Genomic DNA, 20,295 nt, shown 5'->3' with positions numbered 1-20,295 from the left:
CTACAGGCGGGCGACCAGCGTCTGCTGATCGTCATTGAAGTGAACGGCCGCGATCTGCAGCGTCACGGGTGTGATGGTGATGAAGTCGTACCGCCGGCATGTGCGGCCGTACTGCTGGATGAGGACGCGCAGCAGTTCGGGGTTCTGCGACAACTGCGAGTCGGACAGGCGCAACATGATCACGTCCCAGTCCCGGCCTGGGTCGCGCTCCTCGATCTCGGCGTAGCCGACGCCGAGGCGCACCAGGATCCGCTTCATTCCCGCGCCGCTGCCGGCGTCGACGGCGTTGATGTAGGCGTACTTGACCCGCAACCGGTAGAGCGATTCGGGCTCACCCTTGAAGCGGGTGATATCGCGCTGCCAGGCGAGCAGATCCAGGATGGTCAGGTGGCAGGTTTCGGCATCGAGCTGCTGCAACGGCCAGCGCAGCCAGTCCTCGACCCGTTCCCACCATGCCTGCGAGGCGTCTCTGAGCTTGGCCAGCTCGACGCCCTCAAGCCAAAACGGCAGTTTCAGCTTAATCATGGGTCTGCACCGTCAGCTTGTTGATGCGCGGGATTTCCAGCTCCGACTCGATGTCCAGGTTCGCGAAGCGCAGCGACTCAAGGGCCGGGAACTGCTGGTGCAGCTCCTCGCCCAGGCGGCTGAACGAGAACCGCGACTGCGGGTAGGTCAGGGTCGGGGTGAAGTCGGCGGTTGTGCTCTCGCGGAATGCGGTGCGGATGAACAGCGCGACGTCGTCCTGCAGCTGTGCCAGCTGGGTCGCGGTCAGGTTGGCTCGGGGCCACAGCTCGACGGTGACGTTGTGCAGCGTTTCAGGCATGACGAGCACCAGGAGGTCGTCGCCGTGGCCGTGGTTGCCCTGGTCGCGTATATAGGCGTTGATCTCGGCCAGGAACGTGTCCGCCGGCACGCCGGCATCGAACAGCACATAGGCGTTCGCGCTGCCCGGGCCACGCGGCGCGCCGTGCTCGAAATACACGCCGTCCGGCCGCACGCCCGGGAAGGCCGAGATCATCGCACGGTACACGGCGTCGGTGTGGTACTGGTTGACCGCGCTGAACTGGTTGCGGGTGCGCAGCCGCAGCTCGTCGTCGGGCTCGGCGTCGGCGCCCGGGGTGGTCAGCCAGTTTTCGCCGTTCACCACTAGGGCAATGCCGTCCACCGGCACGGGCAGAATGGCGTAGTACCCGGGGGCCAGGTTGAACCCGGCGCCGGCTTCGATGGCCTCGACGGGGACATCCAGTTGCATCAGACCATCGCTGAACTGGCCCTCGGCCGTGGTCACCAGCTGGTAGATGTGGCCATTGATCGCCGGCGACTGGACCACCGTGCCGGCCGGCACGGTCAGCGTGCCGCCTGGCGCGGTGCGAGTGAACTGGACAACGCCGATCGCCTTGGTCGACCCTTTGCGTGTCACGTCGACCGCCCAGGCCAGCATGTCCAGCCAGTTTCCGGTCGCGGTCTTGACGAAGAAGTTCGGCAGCACCGTGGTGACAAGGAACTGCAGGATCCACAGCACCGGCGTGGTCACCAGCGCGGTCACCACCCGCCAGAACGGCGAGTAGGCGCTGGTGTTGCTCAGCTTGCTGCCCTGAGCGATAACCTCGGCCTCCCATGCCTGGCGCAGGCCTGCCTCGGTTGTCGGTATGCCGGCGTCCTTGAGCGCCTGGGTGAAATCAACGTCACTCATACGGTCACTCCGATATCGCCGAACGCCAGCGTGGTGGCGGTGACCAGGTAGACGCCGTTGCCCTGGTCAACGATCTGCGCCGTACCCGGTACCAGGCGCTCGTCCTCCTCCACCAGCAGCTCCAGCTGCTGGATGCAGTCGCGTTGCCGCAGGCGGTCCCGCTCGGCGACCAGGGTCACCAACAGGCCGCTGTCGCGGATCATGTGAGCGATGTCCTGGGCAATGCTCGCCCGGTCCTGGATCGGTACCGGCTGGCGGGCCAGGTCCAGCACCAGGTCGTTGTTCTGGATTTGCAGGTCGATGTATTGACCGTCCATCAGCCCACCGCCATTTCGAGCATGTTTTCCAGCTGGGCCGGGTTCATCGGCTGGCTGCTGTAGATGTTCACGTTTTCCACCTTCTTGCTGCTGTCGGTTTGACTGCTGGTGTTCTGGATGCTGCTCAGCAGCCCGCCCTTCGGCACGGCGTTGGGCCGCGTCGGGGCCAGGCTCGGTACGGAGGCGCTGAGGGCCTGCTGGGCGTTCTGCGAAATGTTGGCGGTCTCGGCGGCCGTCACCGCCTGGTCGGCGCCCGGGATCGTGGGCATGTCGCCCAGGCGCGCCTCGATGTTCACCCCGGGGATCTTGTTGAGCAGCTCGATCAGGCCGTTGACCGCCGCCTGGAACACCGAAACGATGCCGTCCCAAGCGGCCTTGGCCATCCCGGACCAACCGCCCATAGAGTCGAACCAGGCGCTGAGTGCCTGCAGCTGCTCGGCGACCCACTGGAACGCGGCCGTGTTCATCAGGGCCGTGGTCCATTCGTCCCAGTACACGACGGCCGCGATAACGATGGCGACCAGGGCGGCGATGCCCATCACGATCACGCCGACGGGGTTCGCCGTCAGCGCCGCGTTCACCAGCCAGATCACGCCCTGCCAGGCGAGCATCGCGACCTTGACGATGCCCATCCAGGCGATCATGCCGACCAGGCGGACTAGGAACAGCGAAAGCACGATGGTGTGCTTGAAGAACATGGCGATGCTCTTCCAACCGGTCCAGGTCAGCACCGCCCAGGCGCCGCTCAGGCCGAGCCAGGCCATCTTGGCCATCCCGACGACGATCGTCAGCGCGCTCAACGCGGCGGTGATGGCCAGCACGGCCAGCGTGGCGATGCCGACGACGCGGGTGATGTTCGGGAACAGCTTTGTCCAGCGCACCAGGGTCTTGCCGATCCCCACCAGGCGCTCCATGAGCGGCTGCAGCGTGGGAATCAGGGCCTGGCCGAAAGCGATGCGCAGGGCCTGGACAGCGCTGCCGAACTGCTGCCACGGGTCGACCATGGCCTGGGCCATCTTTTCGGCCTGCTCCAGACCGCGGACCTTGCCCAACTGATCCAAACCGCTCTTGAACCGTTCGGTGTCGCTGGCCAGCGCGCCGATCACCTGGGCGCCCTCGCCGCCGAAGGCCTCGACAAGCTTTGCGTTGGCGGCCGCGCCGCGCAGGTCACCGAACTTGCCCTGCAGCTTGGCCAGGATGTCGACCATCGGCAGCACCTTGTCGTTGGTGTCCGTGAACTTCATGCCCAGCTTTTCCGAGGCGTTGCCGATGTTCTCGAAGAACGCCTTGTAGCGGCCGCCGGCGTCGCCACCCTCCATGGTCGAAGACAAGGTGCCGATCACGGCCATCTGCTCGGCCAGGTCGATGCCGGCGGCGGTGGCGATCGCGCCGGATTCCTTGAACGCATCCTTGATCTGTTCGCCGCTGGTCCGGAACAGCTGAACCGCCAGGGCGGTCTGGCCGCCCAGGCGCTCGACCCATTCGCCCTTGCCCATGGCGTCAGCCTGCTGTTTCTGCAGGTTGTACATCGTGCCGATGTAGTCGCTCATCACCTCCTTGTCGGCCTTGGTGGCCTTGGCCAGTACCGAGCTGGTGTTGGTGAAGGTGGCGAGCTGCGATCCGGCCAGGCCTTTGATGGCGCCCTCGATCTTGTACGCCGAGGCCACGAATTCGTGGGCGTTCTCCCCGTACTGGATCGAGAAATCCAGGGCCTTCTGGTTGAGCGCGTCCAGCGCTTCCTCGGCAACGCCGAGCGATCGGACGTCGCCCAGGGCGCGGTTCACCTCCAGCGCGGGCTCCAGTGAGGCCTCCAGCCCGGTCAGCGAGCCCCACAGGCCGGCAACGCCCGTGCCAATCTGCTTGATGTTCGCCTCGCTCTTCTCCGCCAGCTCGTTAAAGCCCTGGGTCACCTTGCCCAGCGGCGCGGTGACCTTGTCAGTCAGTGCGAGGATGAAGTCCAGCCGGGAGGATCTGTCAGCCATGGGGGTTATCCGTTGAGCGCAAGGGCGATGCCGTTGGCGACGGCAATCTCCATCCGTCGCCAGTGTTCGTCATCCAGCCACTTGGCCAGGCCCATGTTCTCGATTGAGGGCTCGGCACCAGGTAGCCAGCGGTTGGTCAGGGCCAGGAGCTGGCCCAGGCCGTTTTCGGTCAGGCGCTCGGTGTGCTCGAGGGCTTTTTTACGATGATGTCGACCTGTGGGCCGTACTCTTCCATCAGCGCGCCGGCCAGTTGCAGGGTCATGACCGGGTTAACCAGGAGCGGCTTCAGAGTGGCGCGTTCTTCCTGGTGAACGGTGGTCACCAGCAGGTTGTTCGCCGGCGCGACCTTGTTGTTCTGGGTCATGCTGTTGAAGTACTTGGTCACGTCGGCCGGGGTCAGGGTGAAGGTGAATTCCTGCTCGCCCAGCTCCAGGGTGATTTCGCGGCGGTCGGTCATGGTGTTGCTCCAGTTGTTGGTTGAGGTGTGCAAAAGGTGCGGACGTGGTCCTGCAGGCCCAGGATCATTTGCCGGCTGACGGCGAGCTGGTCCCGGAGGGTGAAATAAGCCTGTCGAGCGTCTGCAGTGAGTTCGGGGGATCCAGCATCAGCCAGGCCGGCGGCGCCGGTACCGGGCTGCTCGCCGGCAGCGGGGCAGCTTGCATGGACGCGCAGCCGCTGATCGAGGCGATCAACAGCGCGCTGCAGATCCTGGTTTTGATTGAGTGCATGGGTCAGTTCCTGGGTGTGTTTGCTGTCCAGGGCGGCGGCTTGGGCCAGACGCTCACCGGTGATACGGGCCGCTTCTCGCAGCCCGTCCCGCTCATAGCTCGCCTGGTCGCGCTCGAGGCGCACCTGGTGAAGTTGGTCGTTCATGTCGTCGAACGTCCAGAACACGGCGCCGGCCAGCACCAGGGCGAGCAGGATTTGGGTGAAAAAGGTCATCGGGCGCACAGCTCCGCTTCGGCGAGGCGCCGGTTGTGCAGGCCCTGGACAAACACCTTCTTGCCCTTCGCATCCGTCACGAAGGCCCACACCGGGGTCTTGCCGTCCGGCGCCCAGGCCAGCGCTTTACAGCCTCGGGCGATGTCGCCGGCATTGATCCAGCCAACGGCGCGGCTCGCGCAGGTGTTGGGCGTGCCGAATGCGTGGGAGTGGCTGCTCAGGGAGTCAAATGTGTCCTGGGTGATGTTGGGATTGGTCAGGCAGTCAGCCAGCTCTAACTGGCCCTTTTCCACCACCAGGTGCTCGACCTGAGCACAGCGTGCCGGCGACCAATAGTCGCCGACCACAACTGGGTAGGGGCTGGTGTAGCGGGTAATGCCTTTGCACACTGTCGGCAGGCCTCGGGCCAGCTTGTCGGCGTAGACGACGTTCTGACCGTCGCCCTCCCACTTGCCCAGGAAAGCCATCAGCCCGGGGCTGGCCAGCACCAGGGCAACGGTGCCGGCCAGGATCCGCTTGCGCAGGCTCATGGGAACACCATGCGCAGTAGGGCCGGCGCGACCAGTTGGGCGACGACGCCCAGGACGGTGAGCACCGCGATCATGCGGGTGACCTTGGTACCGAGGTCAGCCACAGTTGCCGTCAGTTGCCGCTGGCCATCGTTCAGCGCGGTCAACTGGGTGGCCATGTGTTCGAACTCGCCCTCCAGGCGTGTGACGCGCCCGGGTACGGATTCGTTGTGCGTGACCAGGTCAGCCAGGCGCTGTTCCAGGAGGGCCACGCGGATCTCCATTTTTGGCTTCTGATGCAAGCGTGCGGTCATCGTTGTTTGCGCTCGAAAGTTGTCTGGCACCCGACGCAGCGGGTCATTCCGCCCCATGCTCGGCGGGCTTCGGGGATCTCTTCGCCGCAGTCCTGGCAGTCTTCCAGGCTCGGGCCCGTCGACCGGCCGTTGGCCAGCGCGGCGGAGATCGCCTGGTCGCGCTGACGCTGCTCCAGGGCTTGGGCGCGATCGAACGGGCAGACCATCAGCTCAGGCCCTCGATCTCGGACGCGGCCAGGTACGGCACGCCGTTGATGTGAATGAAGTCCGGACTGGTGACGTCGAACGGCACCTTGTGCTTCGACTTCTCGCCGCCCTTGGGGTCGACGCTGAGCAGGCTGGAGACTTTCAGGCGGCAGCCAAAGGCCTCAACCTTCAGCTCCTGGTCACCTGCAGAGCCGAAGAACACGCTGTCGAACACGCCCAGTTGCCGGAAGCTGCCGGCAGTGCGCGCCGCCTCGATCAGCAGGTTGAAGTTCATGCTGTCGAACTCGAATTCGCCGCTGGCCGAGACGTCGCCGTCGACGTAGCCGTCCGGTACGCCCCGGGTTTGCGCCACGGCGCTGTTGTCGGTGATATCGAGGGTGCAGGACTCGACGTGCACCTGCAGGTCGCCGACGCTGATATCGAAGTTCTTGCCGCCGATGCGGGACATAGGGACTCCTGGTTACTCGTTGGAAAGGTCGAGGGCGATGTTCGCGGTGAGGTCTTTCGGGCAGTTCAGCGGGGTGAGCTTGATGTACACCTCGATGCGGGTCTTCGTGACCCAGGTCAGGACGATGTCACCGTCCTTCGGCTGCTCGATCTCGCCCGGGAACTGCTCGCCGGCGAACGTGGTGGACTTGGCCATGGTGCGCAGCGGCTTCATGAACGCGGTGACAGCAGCGGCCATGCTTCCCGGGCTGTTGTTCAGCCTGCGATCGCCGACGCGGCGGATCAGCAACGGCCGGATCTGCCGGGCGGCCTTGTCGGCCAGGCGCAGGTACTCGATCACCAGGTAGTCGCTCGCCGGCGCGTCTAGCATGTTGCCGTCGCCCCAGTACACGCCCGGGTAGTCCGGGTAGGTCTGGGAAACCGAGAATCGATCGGCGTCCAGAGCGGCGCGAATGGCGGACGGGAGCGGGATACCTTCCTTGTCCTTCGGTACCGCGCCGAGACCCAGCACTGCGCCGGTTGCCACGCGCATAGGGCTGTCGGCGATGCTCACGGCGGCGTTGGCCAGCCGGCCGGCGAGCACGCCCAGGTCGTTACCGTGCAACTGGGGCACGACCAGGACACGCGCCGCCATCACGTCCTTGGTGATCGCCTTCTGCGCGGCGATGTACTCCGCCCAGGTCTGGTCGGCGCCGATGCCAACGGTGGCGGCCATCACGAACATGCGGCGCCCGTAAGTGTTGTTGACGGCGGTCGCGGCATCGTTCATCGCGGACAGCTCGGCGCCAGCGGTCACGGGCATGGTGATTACCGCGGCTTCGACGGAGTAGCCCTGCTGCTGGGCTTTTTCGAGTGCGCCCTGCCAGCTGCCATCGGCGCCGATCGGGGCCGCGATGCACGCCCAGCGGTCGCCGCCGTTCAATCGTGCGGCCGTGATCTGGGTTTTAAGGTCGCTCGCCGGCACGCCAAGCATGGCGTCCAGGTCGCTGTCGGTATTGAGGGGCAGCAGTTGGCCGGCATTCTTGCCGGCGACGCCGATAAACAGGAAATAGCGCTCGATCTCGGTCACGGCTCCTTGACCGAGGTTGAGATTGTTCACGCTGACTTTGCCGAGTGCCATGTAATGCCTCGTTAGCGGGGTGAATTGATGATTTGGTCCAGCAGGTGACGCAGCAGCTCGCCGTTCTCCTGCTCGTTTCCGGCGCCCAGGAACTGCCGCTTGGGCAGCTTGATTTCCCAGCTCTGGGCGCCGGTTGACTCGCCGCGCTCCTCATCGAGGACGCGGATCAGCACGCCGGCTTGCATGAAACTGACGTTGGCGAGGATCCAGGCCACTGGCGGGCGCGTAAGGCGTTTCTTGCCGGCCATGCGCACGCGGAAACCCAGGCGGCGCAGGCGTTTGGCCTGCTTTTCGGTGCTCTTGGCGCCTTCCTCGACGTTGTTCCACCGGCGCATCTGCTGCGCGGTGCGGCGCTCGGAGGCGCCGTTGTGCTGCTGCGCCGCAACCCAACTGGTGAGGTTGTTCTTCCAGCCCAGGACGACTTCATCCGCGTCAACGCGGGTGACCTGCAGCAGCTTGCCCAGGCCGGCCTCCATCTTTTTCCTGCCGGCGTCGGGATCACGACGCGGCGCGAACGGGGAGCCATCAAGGTTCTGCTGGCTGCGGATGCGCTTGCGGCTGAGGCTGCGGGCGCTCTTGCCCAGGCGGTTGAGCAGGCGCCGGCGCATCTTCGGGGGCAAGGCCAGCAGGTCGAGCTGGGCCTGGGCGTCGAGCAGGCCGCGCACGTCCAGGTCGAGAGTGCTACGCGCCATGCTTTACCTCGCCATGCTCGGCAACCCATAGCTCGGCCTGGCCGAGGCCGTATCGCTTGCCGCCGGAAGTGATCTGACCGTCCGGATCCTCGACCAGGTGCTGCTCTTCTTCGAACTCAATGGTCAGCTCGACGTCGAACACGTCGTTGTCCAAGGGCTCGACGACAAAGGCTGGCACCGGCAGGTCGTCGCCGCGATCGGAGTCGTTCGACTCCAGCCAGCAGCCGACCAGGGCCATGAGCAGCGACGGGTTGCCGGTGAAGCGCTCCAGGCCGAGGACGGCGCGGTAACGCATGTCGCCCATGTGCATGCCGCCGGCGCCGGTGGGCTTCCAGATCAAGTCGAGGTTCACTTGGTCGACCCAGCTATCCAGTTGCTCGGGCATCACCAGGTTGGCCTCAAGGAGGTAGGCCGTCAGGCCTTGCAGCTTGTTCACAGCAACGTCGCCGTGATGCGGCTGCGGCCCTGCAGGGCGCGGACGGCCGCTTGGCTGAACGCCAGGTAGGTGTCGGCGCGCTCCGGGGCTTCCTTGCCGGTGTTTTCCGCGACCTCGCGGCGGGTGACCGTGGCAAAGTCGGTCAGGGCCGTGGCCTTGGCCCGGCAGAACACGGCGCGCTTGTAGAGCTTCACCTTGAAGGCGCGCTCAGGCAGCAACAGCGTGTCAGCGGTAGCCACCTCGGTGATGCCCAGCTCCTGCCAGGCATCTTGCAGGCGTTGCAGGTCGTTGTTGACGTCGCCGATCGCCAGTTCAAGTTGAGTGACCAGCACCTCGCCCAGGTACTCGCCCGGCAGGCGATACGCCTTCTGGTACTCAGCCAGCGAGATGTGCGGCCAAAAGCCGTTGTTCTCGATGGTCTGATCTACGACCGTGGTGGGTTTGCCTGAAAAGCTCATTGCTGGCCACTCGAAAAGGGCGGGAAACACCGTTGCCGCGAGGCTGGCCACAAGTGGCTGACTCGTTTCACGGGTCCCGCTGGGGGGGGTAGTCGTTATGGGGTGCGGGCGGCAGCCGCCTTCACGGCCTCAGCCTTCGCCAGCGCCTTGCGGCAGTTATCGATCCGGGTGTCCACGCCAACTTTCGGATACAGCTTCGTCGCACGCTCCAGGTGCAGCAGCGCGGTGGCCCAGTCCTTGGGCTCGGCCTCGATTGCGCGGATCCCGATCAGCTTGTGGTACTTGGCTGGGATCTGTTCCGGCACCTGCCACTCGCCATCGACGCGGTGCACCAGGTCCGACAGGTAGGGCTCGGGACTGCGGCCCGCCCTGTACTCGTCGTAGGCCCACTCACAGATCGCATCGGCGACAAAGGTCTGGATATCCCGGCGCTTGAAGCCCTCGGGCATGACCTGCTTTTGCTCGATCGCGATGTCCGCGAGCGCCAGGGCATCGTCGAGCTGGGCGGTGTCGAACAGCCAGATCATCACCTGGACCAACACGCGGTTCGGGTAAACCAGGCCAGCCGCCAGGTAGCGGTCGATATAGTCCTGGTACTTGGGCAGCAGCTCGTCGCGCTTCAAATCCTGTCGTGCGGCAGTTCGGCCAGACATATCGCTGAGGCGCGCCAGATCCTGATCCAGGCTGGCCTCCAGCAGCGCAAGGTGCTTCCGTGCATTCGCGGGGCTGTTCAGGGCCTCGCCTGGCGAGTACGGCAGCGCGTCGGCGGCGGTGGCAGCGGCCAAGGCGGCCACTCCTCCCGCCAGGATCCGGCGCTTGTGCGCCAGGGCCAGGCTCACTTCAGCACCTCGATGTTCTCGATCAGGCCGGCCTTCTCCAACTGCTCGATCACGTAGCCCTCGTTGCGGCTGTTGTAGTCCTCGGTGCGCGAGCGGCTTGGGTTGTCGACGGTCGACTTACGCCAGCTCGAATCCTGGTAGTAGATCGACAGGTTGTCGAAGCTGGTGACCAAGACGGCGTCCACAGGGAAGTTCGGCACGCTGTAGGCCGGCAGACCGCCGTAAGTAGCGATCACTTGGGACAGCTCGATGCGCTCCTTTTCGGTCGGAGTGTCGCCTTGCTTGCTGTACAGCTTGGCCTTGTCAGCCGCGAGCAGGTCAGAACCGATGATCGCGACCAGGTCGCCGGCCTCGCGCAGACGCTCGTCAACCAGTTGCTTGGCGTCGTGCACCAGGGCGTCCAGGTTCGCGTAGTCGCCACCAGCGCCCATGGTGATTTTCCCGCTGCCCACGGCACCTTCCTTGAGCACCTGGTGGGGGACCTGCTCGCGCAGTTGCTGCAGCCAGCCCTTGTTCACGTCCTGAAGCAGCGGGTACTGGTCGATGTCGGTGTCGACAGCCACGTGGGTGCCGTTCCAGCCGATGGTAATGCGGTCCAGGGCGATCTGCTTCTGCACAGCGGTGGAGAAGCGCTGCGCGAAGTCCGGGAATTTCGACCAGGCGTCGATTTTCTCGTATCGCAGGACGACATCGGACTCGGTCGAAACCAGCTCGTACTGGGTGTCGTCCAGGCCGGAAGCGTCTTTCGGCTCACGGGCTTTGGTCTTGGTGTTGGTGCGGCCGGTCACCGGGCCGTTGGTACCGATAAAGACCTTCTCGCCCTTGATCTCGGAGACTGGAACCACGTTGATCCGCTCCAGGAAGTCGGCCTTCGCGGTGATCGCGTCGTTCAGCTCCTGGGCAATGGTCGGCTCGACGCTGAAATGCTTACTGACCGACTGGACGCCGTAGCTTTCAGCCATGTCGCGCTGCAACTGGGCAAAGTGTTCCGCGCCATTGGCGCTCAGGGAGCGGGCCATGTCAGAGCACCCGCTTCTTGTGAGTAGCAGCGGGGCCGGAGGTGCGCGGCAACTGGCGACCGGTCGGGGTGTTCTGCAGCGCATTGAATTGCTTCTGCAGCTTTTCCATCGCAGCCAGGACGGCCTTGTTTCCGCCACCTTTGCGGGCGAACTCGCGCTCCTGTTCGGCAGTGGCGACGATTTCATCGACCGCGGTCTGAACGTCGTCGATCGGTTCTTGGTCAGGCTCGGCGGCTTCTTCGGCGGCAGGCTCGATCACGGCCTGGATACCGGCGGCGACGACGAGCAGCTGAGCCAGCAGGGCCTTCAAGGCCGTGGCGGTAGCTTCATCCATTGGGGGTTTGCTCTCGGTTGGGGTGGGTTCTGTTTCGGTGGGTTCATTGGTCGACGCGAAGCGGCTGAACAGCTTGGTCAGCAGGCTGATGAACTTGCCGACCTCCCCCTTTGGCTCGCCTTCAAGCGGCCCCAGCTCTTGCGAGGCGGCGAAGTACGAGGCCTTGCTGGTCTTGTTCGAAAAGTAGAGTTCCTGGGTGCCCAGGCTCGCTGGCTCGTCGGTGACGGCCAGGCCGGTGAGATACGCCTTGCCGGTCTGAGCGAAATTCGGGGTGATCTCGACGCTGGTGAACAGCTTCTCGCCGCGATCGTTGAGCCACAGCAGCTTGTCGTTGGGCTTGAGCTGCGCTTCCAGGGCGACCTGGCCCGGCTGCAGGTCCTCGGACGTGTCATCCAGGCGCAGGGCGAAGACGGTGCCGTGGGAGCCTGGCCACCGCTCATGGTCACACCAGATCACGGCGGTATAGGTCGCCGGGGTGTAGGTCTCCGCCATGTCGCGCAGATCCTGCGGCAGGATCTCGCGGCCGTCGCAGGTTGGGCCGCTGAGGGCTACGCGCTTCCAGTAGGAGACGAGGGAACGTGGCATGGTCGGGACGGTGCTCGGTGGTGGTCGACGAGGTCAGAGGCCCCCACCATAGGCACCGGAAACAGCCCGGCCAAACGCTTTGATTCCGGGTGTTTCCTACTTTCCAAATCTAGGAGAAACGCGGATTTTTTCCGGGCGTTTCGCTGCCGATCGCCGCATAGACTGCGGCCCATGAACTACTCGATCGAAGTCAAGGAAGCCGCCAAACGCCTCTACTTGCGCCGTGCCTCGGTGAAGGAGATCCAGGCGCAGCTCAAGCTGCCAAACGTCCGGATCATCTATCACTGGATCCGGACCTACAGTTGGGACGAGATGTTGACGGATGAGGAACCGCTGACTGCGGTCAGCCGGCGGATCACGCTCATCCTCGAAAAAGCCGAGGCGCTGACCAAGGGCGACCTGGACGAGCTGGATCGCCTGACGACCGTGCGAGAACGCCTGCTCAAGCAGTCGAGCAAACCGGCGCCGGCACCGCCCAGGGACACCAGCAACGGAGAGGAACTGGAAGGCCGGCCGCACCAGGACGACGGCCAGCGCGAGCGCCGGGGCGGCAAGGGGAAAAAGCGTGAGAAGGTGCAGAAGAACGACATCAGCCAGCTGACCGAAGTCGACTTCCTGGACAAGTTCATTTCCAAGATGTATCGGTACCAGCAGGAGCTTTTCCAGGCCAAGCAGAACCCGCTCACCCGCCGGATCCGGAACATCCTCAAGTCTCGCCAGGTGGGCCTGACCTACTACTTCGCCGGCGAGGCCTTCATGGACGCCGTGCTGACCGGCGACAACCAGGTGTTCCTGTCGGCGAGCCGCGCCCAGTCCGAGATTTTCCGCAGCTACATCATTGGTTTCGCCAAGTCCTGGTTCAACATCGAGCTGACCGGCAACCCGATCGTCCTCAGCAACGGCGCCGAGCTGCGCTTCCTCAGCACCAACAGCAGCACCGCCCAGGGCTACCACGGCCACGTCTACGTCGACGAATATTTCTGGATCCGCGATTTCGAGAAGCTGAGCACCGTGGCCAGCGCCATGGGCACGCACAAGAAATGGCGCAAGACCTACTTTTCCACGCCCAGCGCGGTATCGCACCAGGCGTATCCGTTCTGGACCGGCGAGGCCTTCCGCAACAGCAAGCGCGGCAAGAAGATCGCCGGCAACTGGCCGGAAGAAGCCGCGTACACGCAGGGTGCCCTGTGCCCGGACGGCCAATGGCGCAAGACGATCACCCTGGACGACGCGATCGCCGGCGGATGCGACCTGTTCGACGTCGAGCAACTGCAGCTGGAGTACGACGACGACAAGTTCCAGCAACTGTTCTACTGCAAGTTCATCGACAGCACGCAGAGCGCCTTCGGTCTCAAGGACTTGGAGAACTGCTACTCCGACCTCACGCTGTGGGACGACTTCCTGCCCGACGATGATCGCCCCTTCGGCAATCGGCCGGTATGGGTGGGCTACGACCCAAGCCGTACCCGGGACGACGCGACCTGTGTCGTGGTTGCCCCTCCGGACGAGCCGGGCGGCAAGTTCCGTATCCTGGAGAAGCACAGCTGGCGAGGCCAGTCGTTCACGTTCCAGGCTGCTCAGGTCAAAAAGATCACCGAACGCTTCAACGTTCAGCACATCGGCATCGACACGACCGGTGTCGGCTACGGCGTTTTCGACCTGGTCAAGGACTTCTACCCACGGGTCATGCAGATCCATTACAGCCTGGAGACCAAGACTAGGCTGGTGCTCAAGGCCCAAGACGTCATCCAAGCGGGCCGGATCGAGTGGGAGGCCGGCTGGACCGACATCGCCCAGGCGTTCCTAACGATCAAGCGCGGCACCACCAACGGCGGCCAGATCACATTCAGCGCATCCCGCACCGAGGCCACCGGCCACGCGGACATCGCCTGGTCGATCATGCACGCCCTCTACAACGAACCCCTGAACACCAACAAGCGGCGCCGTAGCCGCTACGTCACGAGCGGAACCAATGCCCAAACGACACAGACGACCCAAGGCCGCGCCGGCGGCGCGCTCGCAACAGCCCACCAGGATGTTCACCTTCGGAGCGCCGGAGCAGGTGCTGACCGGCAACATCGGCGAGTACCTGGGCGTGTTCCCCAGCGACGACGGCGAGATCTACAAGCCACCGGTGTCGCGGGCGGGCCTGGCCAAGCTGTTGCGCGCCAACGCGCACCACGGCGCCATTCCGAAGTTCAAGCGCAACCTGCTGCTGCGTGAATTCGTCCCGTCCGAGGGCTGCAGCGCGCAGACAATGGCCAAGGCCTCGCTCGACTACATGGTGTTCGGCGAGGCGTACTTCTACCGGGTGCCTAACTCGTTCGGGCAGATCCTGGAGCTGGAGCACCTGATGGCCATCAATATGCGCAAGAAGGTCGACGGCGGTTTCCGGATGCTCCTACCGGACAACGAGTTCGAGGACTTCGAAGAGCATGAGATCGAGCACGTCATGGACTACGACGTCGAGCAGAACATCTACGGGATCCCGGACTACCTGGGCGGCCTGCAGGCGCTGCTGCTCAACGAGGCGGCGACCCTGTTCCGCCGGCGCTACTACAGCAACGGCGCGCACGCCGGCTACATCTTCTACACCAACGACCCGGACATGACCGAGGAAGACGAGAACGAGCTGCGCACGCAGATCTCCGCGAGCAAGGGCGTGGGCAACTTCCGCTCGATGTTCGTGAACATCCCGGGCGGCGCGGAAAACGCGATCAAGATCATCCCGATCGGCGACTTCCAGGCGAAGGACGAGCTGGAGAAGGTGAAGAACATCACCAGGAACGACGTGATCGCCGCCTGGCGGATGAACCCCGCCCTGGCCGGCATCATCCCCGAGAACACGGGCGGTTTCGGCGACATCGAGAAGATCGATCGTGTGTACACCAGCAACGAGATCCTGCCGATCTGCCAGCTGTTCAGCCAGGCCAATGGATGCCTACGCGAAGACCGGCGGTTCAACTGGAAAGAACCGAAAGAAACAGGAACGACCACTGAATAACAGGCTTTATGCAGTGATCTAACGGGATCGTGACGGCATAATGATGGCGCAAATAAACCCTGGGGAGGGACACATGCGGATTTATTGCACGACCTGCGGCCACAAAGGGCGCATCAGTTCGCGAGAAGAAGTTACCAGGACGTACGTGAAGCTGTACTGCCAGTGCCTGGATGCCCAGTGCGGCCACACCTGGGTTTCGACCCTGGCGTTTTCACATACGTTGCGACCATCAGCGCAGCACCTGGACACGCTCCTGGTGGACCGGTTCAGGAGCCTGCCGGCCGATCAGCAGCGAGAGTTGATGGACCTGATGAAGGGACAGGCTGTGGCTTGAAGGGAATCGCCGACACTGAGTCGGCGATATGTTTTCGGGGGAAAGGACTCAGCTTTCAGAGTCCTCGGGGTGCTTGGCCAACTGGTCTAGCAACCGACGCACCTGGTGCCGCTCCAGATCGGACATCTGGCGAAAACGACGGATCAACCGGCGTTCATGTTCACTCAGATTCGGCCACTGCAGATCGACACCCTCGACACGTTCTTGCCCAGCTACTGCCAATTCCAACATGCGCTAACTCCTTGATATGCAATGCGGAATGGCGTTATCGGGGCAGGTAGTGACCTTTACAGGGGGAAGCGACCAATGGGCGGGAGATCACTCCTCAACGTCGTCAAACATAGCCTTGAGGAATCGCCGGAGCGCACGCTGATCTTGCTCCGAGATCCGACGGTACCGATCAATGATTTCGGCCTCGACAGGGCTCAATCCGTCGCCCAGGGATCTGGTACCCGTAATCACGTAGCGAGCGTCAACGCCGGCAGCCTCTATGGCGGCGATGTACTTGAGGTCCATCGAGCCCCCCGCACTGCCGACCTCATAGTTTTTTTGCGTGCCACGGCTCACACCGACCAAGGCACCGAAGTCCGATTGAGAAAGACCTAACCGCTCACGCTCTTCCCTGAGCCGCAAATTGACTCCATCAGCGATTAGCATTTTTTTGACCATCGCGCCTTGACGTGAATAAATTTTTGACCAAGAATCACCACAGACGAACACAACTAAACAGGAACAAACACTATGCCCGCGCCAGTTACGCCTGAGCAAGCCCGCGCCGCGCTTGATCGAAAGGGTATGAGCATTGCTAAGTTCAGTCGTCTTCATGGTCTGAACAAAAATTTGGTCAGCGACCTGTTGAACGGTCGCATCAAGGGCTTGAGGGGGGAGGCACACCGCGCCGCGGTACTCCTGGGGATCAAGGACGGTGTCATCGAAGGTTAAGGCCACTAGCCATCAGGGATGTAACAGAACATGAATAGTTCGATTCTCAAGACCCGGAAGGACGTGATGAAAGAGATCATCCGTGCCTATCCAGGCGGGCGAGTCCAAGCGGCCGCTGACCTCGGTGTAAACCTCAAGCACTTCGACAACCACGCTTACGAGAACGGCAGCACACGCCCTCTCTACGACGTCCAGGTCCGCCAGCTCGAAGCGACCACTGGAACCACCTTTCTTCCCGACTACATCGCCGCCCTGTACGGCGGAATCTTCGTCAAGGTCGCCGACGTCGGTGAGCTGGACAACATCGAGCTCTACGCCATGTCGATGGTCACCTCTGCCAAGCGCGGGGCTGTCGATCTGGAGATTGCCAAGGCCTTGGCCGATGGATCGATCTCGCAGGCCGAGGCCGACGAAATCATGCGCGCCCATGACGCCCACATGTCAGCCCGTCACACAGAAGTGCTGTCAGCGATCGCGCTGCACCGTGCACGCGCCGAGGTGGCAGCATGAACCGCCCCCATCCCGACTACCAGGAAGTGCTCCAGACGTTCGCCATGCGCTACCTGCAGCGTCACCAGGCTGAACACCTGAGCGGCGACAACCAACTGTTCGTCCGCACCGTTGGTCATCTGGTGGCAGACCACAACGTCTCGGTCCCGACAGCTCAGAAAGCCGTGCATCTGGCCATGACCGATCTCGCCCTGGGCACCGCTGATAGCCCGTTCCCGCGCATCCCGCGCACCTAATCCGTAAATCAACGCCCTCCCCCGCTTGCAGTGGGTTTGGGTGAGCTGCGTCCGAAATCGAGGTGTTCATGGAGAACAAGGTGTTGATCAAGGCCGAAATGAGCCCCGAACAGGCCAGCGCGCTGCTGGCCTCTCTCAAGGCCGAATACCGCGCCGCGCTCACCGAACACTGGTGGGCAGATACCTATCGCTACGTGCCGGACGAAGACCGGCACACCCAAATCGTCCTGAAAAACCCTGTCATGGGAGCGCAACGCCGGCTGATCGGCGCGCTTACCTACGGCCTTAAAACTGCGAAGTAGTCGAAATGATGAATGAAGATATCCGCACTCAAGTGCTCCAGCGCCTGGAAGGTGATTTCGGCCTGAAACACCGTGTGAACACCGATTACATGCGCGGCGGTGTCTGCCCTGCCTGCGGCAAGAAAGAGCTGTACGCCCGCTACGACAAGCCCTGGCAGATCCGCTGCGGCCGGCCTGAGCGCTGCGGCCACATCGAGCACGTCAAGGAACTGTACGAGGATCTGTTTGAGGACTGGAGCAAACGCGCGCCGGCTACTGACAACGACCCTACGGTGACTGCCCGCGCATACCTGGAGTTCGCCCGGGGCCTGGACACCGGGAAGATGACCGGCTGGTTCACCCAGGAAAACTACGTCAACCACGAAACGAACGAGTCCAGCGCCACGATCCGGTTCGCCATGCCCAACGGCGGCTACTGGGAGCGGCTGATCGATCGGCCGAGCCGGTTCGGCAAGATGAAAGCCCGATTCAAGCCGAAGTACAGCCCACAGGGACAGTGGTGGTGTCCGCCCAGCGTGGACTTGGCCAGCGTGAAAGAACTCTGGATCGTTGAGGGCATTTTCGACGCCGTGGCGCTGCAGCAGAACGACATCAGCGCAGTGGCTGCAATGTCGAGCGTGCTGTTCCCCATGGAGGCGCTGCAGCAGTTGGTGGAGCAGCGACCCGGCAACCTGCCGACGTTGGTCTGGGCCCTGGACAACGAACCGACCGCCCGCGGCTACCTGCAGCGCTGGGCAAAAATGGCCAGCGAGCTGGGCTTCAAGTGCAAGGCAGCGCTGATCCCCCAACGGGACAGGAAGGTCGATTGGAACGATCTGCATCAGCGCTGGCAGTTCGAGGACGAGGGCCAGGCCCGCGACCACAAGCGCAAGCGTGATCTCGCGGCCGCACGCCATGAGGGGGATCTGCTGCTGGCCCCAACGCCCCGGGAGAAGGCGTTGCTGATGTACATGTGGGACGAAGGATTCCCTGAGTTCGCATTCGACTTCGGCAACAACACCTACTGGGCCAAGTTCGACCTGTCGAAGCTCGAGGACGAGCAGAGCCGGCTTGAGCGTAGCGAGGAACAGGACGACCAGCTGCTGAATGACAAGGCTGCCCGCCGCAAGGTGCTGCAGAACGTCTGTGGCCTGAAGCTCTTGGCCAACTGCCGGTTCAAGGCCCTGTACAAGCAGGTCAGCGATGTCACCAACGAGGCCTGGTTCTACTTCCAGGTGGCGCAGTCCGACGACGACAAGGGCGCAAACTACACCTTCACCCCCAAGCAGATCTCCTCGAGCAGCGAGTTCAAGACCCGCCTGATGTACTCCGGCACGACCTGGCTGGGCTCTCAGAAGCACCTGGACCAGATCATCCTGCGGCAGACCGAGGGCCTCAAGACCGTCGAGACGATCGACTTTCTTGGGTACAGCCGCGAGCACCAGGCCTACATCTTCAACGACATCGCCATTCACAACGGCTCCATCTACAAGGCCAACGACGAAGACTACTTCGAGTTCGGCAAACACAAGGTCAAGTGCCTCATGAAATCCGTGAAGATCAAGCACGCCCTGGACGCCAAAGACTACCGCGAAGACTGGTTGAACAACCTGTGGACCTGCTTCGGCGAGAACGGAGTACTTGCCCTGACCTACTGGTTCGGGTCGCTGTTCGCTGAGCAGATCCGCGCCGAATATGAGAGCTTCCCCTTCCTGGAGATGTCCGGCGAACCTGACTCAGGCAAGACCACGCTGATCAAGTTCATTTGGAAGCTGTTCGGGCGGCTGTACGAGGGTTTCGACCCGGCCAAGAGCTCGTTCTCTGGCTTGAGCCGCGCCATGGGCCAGGTGGCCAACCTGCCCCTGGTGCTGCTGGAGGCCGACCGCAACACCAACGAGGACAACGCGAAAGCCTTCGAGTGGGACCAGTTCAAGGACTTCTACGGCGGCGGCACGCTCCGTACCCGTGGTGTCAAGTCGAACACCAACGACACCTACGAACCGCCCTTCCGCGCCTCGATCGTGATCGCGCAGAACGCCATCGTCACCGGTCATGAGGCCATCATCAGCCGAATCTTCCGCCTGCCGTTCCTCAAACCGACCATCACCGACGAGAGCCGTAAGGCCGCTGACGCGATCGTTCAGACCGAGCTCGAGGACGTCAGCCACTTCATGGTCAAAGCGATGCGAGCCGAGCACCAGGTGCTCAAGCGCTTCGCAGAGGTGTACCCAAAGCACCGTGCTGAACTGTGGGGCGCCCGCAAGCTGACCTCGGACCGGGTCATCAAGAACCACGCCATGATGCTCGCGCTGCTCGACTGCCTGCAGCTGGTCATCGATCTGCCCAGCGATATGGTCCAGGCCTGCCGCAAGTACGTCGTCAAAGCCGCCGGCGAGCGCCAGGCGGCGATCACCACCGATCCGAAGGAAGTGAACGAGTTCTGGCAGGTGTACGACTTCCTTGAGTCGCTGCCAGAAGCCCCCCTGGTCAACCACAGCAAGAAGACCGGCGAGATCGCCATCAACCTCAACCAGTTCCAGCAAGTGGCAACGGAATACCGGCAGCGGATCCCGGAGCTGGGGACTTTGCGCCGGCTGCTCAAAGACTGCAGGGCCCACCAGTGCCTGGCAGACCAGAAGCGCGTGGAAAGCGCGATCCGTGCCCGCCAGGCGATGGCCGCGCCAACGGCCAGCATCCCATCGACCGTCCGTTGCTTCGTTTTCCGGGAGTGATGGCCATGGAGGTGCAAGTTATCAGCAGCCATCGACCAAGACAGGCAACAGACCAGGTTGGTGAGTTCGCCAAGAAGCTCGTCCCATCGGCCAAACGCCTCCCGATCGTCCAGGCCGAGGCATACGCAGTCCAGGGCCTGCTGGACATCTTGGAAGTGCGAGCTGGCCGCGGTGAGCAGGAAATCCTGGTGATGGCCTGCTCGCCGGAGCAAGTGCAGGCGGTTCTGGAGTGGAGTTGCCTCCACGACGAAGGCGAGCTGCAGGGCTTGGAGATTTACCTGGTACGGCGAGAAAGCGGCGCCAGGTGAAAGGCCGGCGAACGCCGGCGAATGAACGGCGCCGAGGAGTTGCACCTCCTCGAC

The 20,295-nt window shown here is 63.3% G+C and carries 29 protein-coding genes; 9 read left to right on the top strand and 20 right to left on the bottom strand.

The window, feature by feature from the left end:
* From CKW37_RS11245 to CKW37_RS32785, 18 genes are all read right to left on the bottom strand, one after another.
* On the bottom strand, window positions 1-525 hold the full coding sequence (locus CKW37_RS11245) for a phage tail protein (protein ID WP_095155764.1): 525 nt from the start codon (window positions 523-525) through the stop codon (window positions 1-3).
* Entirely contained in the window at window positions 518-1,693 is a 1,176-nt protein-coding gene (locus CKW37_RS11240; protein ID WP_095155763.1) for a baseplate J/gp47 family protein, read from the bottom strand. Before CKW37_RS11240 ends, CKW37_RS11245 begins: the two co-directional genes overlap by 8 nt.
* Window positions 1,690-2,010, bottom strand: coding sequence for a DUF2590 family protein (locus CKW37_RS11235; protein WP_095155762.1), 321 nt, complete (start codon window positions 2,008-2,010; stop codon window positions 1,690-1,692). The genes CKW37_RS11240 and CKW37_RS11235 overlap by 4 nt, the downstream gene beginning before the upstream one ends.
* Window positions 2,010-3,992: a phage tail tape measure protein gene (locus CKW37_RS11230; protein ID WP_095155761.1), complete on the bottom strand. Its 1,983-nt coding sequence runs from the start codon at window positions 3,990-3,992 to the stop codon at window positions 2,010-2,012. The genes CKW37_RS11235 and CKW37_RS11230 overlap by 1 nt, the downstream gene beginning before the upstream one ends.
* A 5-nt stretch (window positions 3,993-3,997) precedes the next feature.
* A complete protein-coding gene (locus CKW37_RS33595; protein WP_371864283.1) occupies window positions 3,998-4,138 on the bottom strand; it encodes a hypothetical protein in 141 nt (46 codons plus the stop codon).
* Window positions 4,139-4,161: 23 nt separating this feature from the next.
* The gene (locus CKW37_RS11225) at window positions 4,162-4,449 is read right to left on the bottom strand and encodes a putative phage tail assembly chaperone (protein ID WP_095155760.1); all 288 of its coding nucleotides are present in this window, start codon (window positions 4,447-4,449) and stop codon (window positions 4,162-4,164) included.
* Window positions 4,446-4,934 carry a lysis system i-spanin subunit Rz gene (locus CKW37_RS11220; RefSeq protein ID WP_095155759.1) on the bottom strand — a complete coding sequence of 163 codons (489 nt, stop codon included), beginning with the start codon at window positions 4,932-4,934 and terminating at the stop codon, window positions 4,446-4,448. The genes CKW37_RS11225 and CKW37_RS11220 overlap by 4 nt, the downstream gene beginning before the upstream one ends.
* A complete protein-coding gene (locus CKW37_RS11215; RefSeq protein WP_095155758.1) occupies window positions 4,931-5,464 on the bottom strand; it encodes a lysozyme in 534 nt (177 codons plus the stop codon). The genes CKW37_RS11220 and CKW37_RS11215 overlap by 4 nt, the downstream gene beginning before the upstream one ends.
* Entirely contained in the window at window positions 5,461-5,715 is a 255-nt protein-coding gene (locus CKW37_RS11210) for a hypothetical protein (RefSeq protein ID WP_256587729.1), read from the bottom strand. Before CKW37_RS11210 ends, CKW37_RS11215 begins: the two co-directional genes overlap by 4 nt.
* A 38-nt stretch (window positions 5,716-5,753) precedes the next feature.
* A complete protein-coding gene (locus CKW37_RS11205) occupies window positions 5,754-5,963 on the bottom strand; it encodes a TraR/DksA family transcriptional regulator (protein ID WP_095155756.1) in 210 nt (69 codons plus the stop codon).
* Window positions 5,963-6,412 carry a phage protein gene (locus tag CKW37_RS11200; RefSeq protein ID WP_095155755.1) on the bottom strand — a complete coding sequence of 150 codons (450 nt, stop codon included), beginning with the start codon at window positions 6,410-6,412 and terminating at the stop codon, window positions 5,963-5,965. Before CKW37_RS11200 ends, CKW37_RS11205 begins: the two co-directional genes overlap by 1 nt.
* A gap of 12 nt (window positions 6,413-6,424) precedes the next feature.
* Complete coding sequence (locus tag CKW37_RS11195) at window positions 6,425-7,531, bottom strand: DUF2586 domain-containing protein (RefSeq protein WP_095155754.1); 1,107 nt, start codon at window positions 7,529-7,531, stop codon at window positions 6,425-6,427.
* Window positions 7,532-7,542: 11 nt separating this feature from the next.
* Complete coding sequence (locus CKW37_RS11190; RefSeq protein ID WP_095155753.1) at window positions 7,543-8,223, bottom strand: phage virion morphogenesis protein; 681 nt, start codon at window positions 8,221-8,223, stop codon at window positions 7,543-7,545.
* Entirely contained in the window at window positions 8,213-8,659 is a 447-nt protein-coding gene (locus tag CKW37_RS11185) for a phage tail protein (protein WP_095155752.1), read from the bottom strand. The genes CKW37_RS11190 and CKW37_RS11185 overlap by 11 nt, the downstream gene beginning before the upstream one ends.
* Entirely contained in the window at window positions 8,656-9,117 is a 462-nt protein-coding gene (locus CKW37_RS11180) for a head completion/stabilization protein (protein WP_095155751.1), read from the bottom strand. The genes CKW37_RS11185 and CKW37_RS11180 overlap by 4 nt, the downstream gene beginning before the upstream one ends.
* Window positions 9,118-9,212: 95 nt before the next feature.
* Complete coding sequence (gpM, locus tag CKW37_RS11175; protein ID WP_095155750.1) at window positions 9,213-9,956, bottom strand: phage terminase small subunit; 744 nt, start codon at window positions 9,954-9,956, stop codon at window positions 9,213-9,215.
* The gene (locus tag CKW37_RS11170) at window positions 9,953-10,975 is read right to left on the bottom strand and encodes a phage major capsid protein, P2 family (RefSeq protein ID WP_095155749.1); all 1,023 of its coding nucleotides are present in this window, start codon (window positions 10,973-10,975) and stop codon (window positions 9,953-9,955) included. The genes gpM and CKW37_RS11170 overlap by 4 nt, the downstream gene beginning before the upstream one ends.
* Window position 10,976: 1 nt before the next feature.
* Window positions 10,977-11,894 (bottom strand): GPO family capsid scaffolding protein, encoded by a 918-nt coding sequence (locus CKW37_RS32785; protein ID WP_095155748.1) that lies wholly within the window; start codon window positions 11,892-11,894, stop codon window positions 10,977-10,979.
* 171 nt (window positions 11,895-12,065) lie between these two features.
* Here CKW37_RS32785 and CKW37_RS33190 point away from each other — a divergent pair, with 171 nt between their 5' ends.
* The 3 genes from CKW37_RS33190 (at window position 12,066) to CKW37_RS11150 (ending at window position 15,232) form a co-directional block, all read left to right on the top strand.
* A complete protein-coding gene (locus CKW37_RS33190; RefSeq protein ID WP_095155747.1) occupies window positions 12,066-14,117 on the top strand; it encodes a terminase large subunit domain-containing protein in 2,052 nt (683 codons plus the stop codon).
* Window positions 14,029-14,898: a phage portal protein gene (locus CKW37_RS11155; RefSeq protein WP_256587744.1), complete on the top strand. Its 870-nt coding sequence runs from the start codon at window positions 14,029-14,031 to the stop codon at window positions 14,896-14,898. Before CKW37_RS33190 ends, CKW37_RS11155 begins: the two co-directional genes overlap by 89 nt.
* 73 nt (window positions 14,899-14,971) lie before the next feature.
* Complete coding sequence (locus CKW37_RS11150) at window positions 14,972-15,232, top strand: ogr/Delta-like zinc finger family protein (RefSeq protein ID WP_095156099.1); 261 nt, start codon at window positions 14,972-14,974, stop codon at window positions 15,230-15,232.
* A gap of 48 nt (window positions 15,233-15,280) precedes the next feature.
* Here CKW37_RS11150 and CKW37_RS11145 read toward each other — a convergent pair whose 3' ends face one another.
* Window positions 15,281-15,463, bottom strand: coding sequence for a hypothetical protein (locus CKW37_RS11145; protein ID WP_095155745.1), 183 nt, complete (start codon window positions 15,461-15,463; stop codon window positions 15,281-15,283).
* An 87-nt stretch (window positions 15,464-15,550) separates the two neighbouring features.
* Window positions 15,551-15,889, bottom strand: a complete 339-nt coding sequence (locus CKW37_RS11140) for a transcriptional regulator (RefSeq protein WP_095156098.1) — start codon at window positions 15,887-15,889, stop codon at window positions 15,551-15,553.
* Window positions 15,890-15,973: 84 nt separating this feature from the next.
* Here CKW37_RS11140 and CKW37_RS11135 point away from each other — a divergent pair, with 84 nt between their 5' ends.
* From CKW37_RS11135 to CKW37_RS11110, 6 genes are all read left to right on the top strand, one after another.
* The gene (locus CKW37_RS11135; protein ID WP_095155744.1) at window positions 15,974-16,174 is read left to right on the top strand and encodes a DNA-binding protein; all 201 of its coding nucleotides are present in this window, start codon (window positions 15,974-15,976) and stop codon (window positions 16,172-16,174) included.
* 30 nt (window positions 16,175-16,204) lie between these two features.
* Window positions 16,205-16,684: a YmfL family putative regulatory protein gene (locus CKW37_RS11130; RefSeq protein ID WP_095155743.1), complete on the top strand. Its 480-nt coding sequence runs from the start codon at window positions 16,205-16,207 to the stop codon at window positions 16,682-16,684.
* Entirely contained in the window at window positions 16,681-16,920 is a 240-nt protein-coding gene (locus CKW37_RS11125) for a hypothetical protein (RefSeq protein ID WP_095155742.1), read from the top strand. Before CKW37_RS11130 ends, CKW37_RS11125 begins: the two co-directional genes overlap by 4 nt.
* A 68-nt stretch (window positions 16,921-16,988) precedes the next feature.
* Complete coding sequence (locus CKW37_RS11120) at window positions 16,989-17,222, top strand: hypothetical protein (protein WP_095155741.1); 234 nt, start codon at window positions 16,989-16,991, stop codon at window positions 17,220-17,222.
* Between the two features lie 8 nt (window positions 17,223-17,230).
* Window positions 17,231-19,933 carry a toprim domain-containing protein gene (locus CKW37_RS11115; RefSeq protein WP_095156097.1) on the top strand — a complete coding sequence of 901 codons (2,703 nt, stop codon included), beginning with the start codon at window positions 17,231-17,233 and terminating at the stop codon, window positions 19,931-19,933.
* Between the two features lie 5 nt (window positions 19,934-19,938).
* Window positions 19,939-20,241 carry a hypothetical protein gene (locus tag CKW37_RS11110; protein ID WP_095156096.1) on the top strand — a complete coding sequence of 101 codons (303 nt, stop codon included), beginning with the start codon at window positions 19,939-19,941 and terminating at the stop codon, window positions 20,239-20,241.
* The last annotated feature ends 54 nt before the right edge of the window (window positions 20,242-20,295 follow it).

Origin of the sequence: Pseudomonas sp. Irchel 3E13, from assembly GCF_900187455.1 — a bacterium.
In the GTDB taxonomy this organism is placed as follows: Bacteria; Pseudomonadota; Gammaproteobacteria; order Pseudomonadales; family Pseudomonadaceae; genus Aquipseudomonas.
Note: the sequence above shows the minus strand (reverse complement) of the source record. Positions and strands in the feature narration are given on the sequence as shown.